The organism is Mesorhizobium sp. M7A.F.Ca.CA.001.08.2.1 (genome assembly GCF_003998455.1).
Taxonomy (GTDB): domain Bacteria; phylum Pseudomonadota; class Alphaproteobacteria; order Rhizobiales; family Rhizobiaceae; genus Mesorhizobium; species Mesorhizobium ciceri.
In genome coordinates, this window is sequence record NZ_RZPW01001028.1 from 1 (window position 1) to 1,736 (window position 1,736).

General features: G+C 57.8%; 3 protein-coding genes. All 3 read right to left on the bottom strand.

Features of this window, described 5'->3' with window-relative positions; translation table 11 throughout:
• The coding region (locus EN914_RS38825; protein ID WP_206527303.1) for a hypothetical protein at positions 1 to 184 on the bottom strand (184 nt) is incomplete at its 3' end.
• Complete coding sequence (locus tag EN914_RS34345) at positions 168 to 1,352, bottom strand: hypothetical protein (RefSeq protein WP_127389633.1); 1,185 nt, start codon at positions 1,350 to 1,352, stop codon at positions 168 to 170. The genes EN914_RS34345 and EN914_RS38825, both read right to left, overlap by 17 nt.
• Positions 1,313 to 1,736: hypothetical protein (locus tag EN914_RS34350; protein WP_206527304.1), on the bottom strand; the 424-nt coding region annotated here is incomplete at its 5' end. The genes EN914_RS34350 and EN914_RS34345, both read right to left, overlap by 40 nt.

Genomic DNA, 1,736 nt, shown 5'->3' on the forward strand with positions numbered 1-1,736 from the left:
CACCCACACCAATCCCAATAGCGGCCATTGCGATGGCAGCGCCGCTAGCCATTCGCCGAAATGCATTGGCGCGAGCGATCTTGTCGTGCGCAGCTGCTTCTGCTTGCAGAGTTGGAATGGCCGACCGTTTGATCTGCAGATCGATCGCCTGTTCGAGAAGCTTGGTGTTATGTCGTACGAGCACGTCTACCACCCCGTTTTGCCCTCGTTGCCGGCTGGTCAAGGTCTAATTTCAGTTCACCTTCCAAGTCTTTCTCTAGTTGGTCGTATTGCCCTTTTGCAGAAACCTTCACCACATCGATTACTTCTGGAGGCAGTTCCCGATCCAATGCCCGGCGCAACGCCTCCGGGTCGTCAGTAAGGATAGGCACATAGAGGATCTCTTTGACAACCTTCTCGACTTCGACAGGAACCTCGACGCGCTTTTCTCCCTGTCTGTCAAAAGGCACCTGCACGAGTACCTTTCGGACACGGCGCCACCGCCAGCGTAACAGCATTCGGCGCAACAAACGCGAGAGTTTGCTGTCACGCTGAACTTCGGGTTGTGCGCCGATGCGTTGCAGGGCCAGCGCAACCATCGCCGTGATCGGCCCCGCTAGTGCGGCGATGAATGCAAGCGAGGCAAACCAGATCGTCGATACCGTGCCGGCCTGAGCGTCCGTAACGTCTTCTGGCTTCTGCCCGTACCAGCGAGCTGCCAGCCTACGAATCTGATCGTTGCGAGCGACCGGGAGGCGCTCTGTTTCCAGGCGGCTGAGTTCCGTCGCGATGGCCTCTTGCCGCTGCTGGTTCTTGGCGAGCGTTTCCGACTTGCGAGTTGCGACTTCCTGAGCGGCCGCTAGCGCGGTACGTGCCTCGTCAAGCTTACGGTCCCAATCGGCCGCGGTGCCATCATAGAGCTTCTCCAGATCGTTTCGCCTAGCCTCAAGGCGTTGTTTGTCTTGGAGGGTCATCGGAGGACTATCTTGTCGCAGCCTCTCATATTCGGTGCGGGCTGCGGCGACTGCGGGCTCCAATTCGGCCAATTTCGGCGCGAATTCAGCCTCTTTTTTGAGCCGCGGATTAGTTAGTTTGTTCAGCCCTTCTTCGTTGCGCTGCACTGATGCAAGGTCGCCCGTTTCGCGCGCGCTCTTTACGCGATCAACGTAGCTATCCCGCTGTCGCTCGAACTGCTCCACGGCGTCCTTGATCTCTCGATCGCGCCGTTCCACCAGCGCGCTTAGCGCTGCTTGTTTCTCCTCGAGAAGTTCTTTGGCTCGCGCAGCCGCAGGTGAAAGGGTGGTTGCGGCCTGCAGCTCTTCGTCAACCTCAGTTATCCGGGCACGCAATTTGTCGCGCTCGGTGTCAGCCAATCCACTGAGCTGCTCCAGATCGCTCCGGCCTTTGCCTCGTCGTCACTGTTTCGCAAACTTTCGGCTGCCGCCTTGAGATTCTCGAGCTCTTGCTGGAGTGTTTTGGTTTGGTTGGCGAAGTTGGCATACTGCACCTCCCGCATTGTGCTGGCGCGCTCCAATCCGAGTAGAACTGTCTCAAAAGTGATGCCGGCCAACACGAGTAGAAACGCCAGGATAACAGGTTTCCAAATCCACGAGGCGCCGAACAGAAGTGTGGCGATTGGGATTTTCGTCAGCTCGGCAATCGCGATCATAAAGAAGGGGGCACTCGCAAGGACAAGGTCCATTGAGTCCGCCGCCTCATTGGCAACAAAGCCGCGGTAACTCAGAGCGACGCCGGTT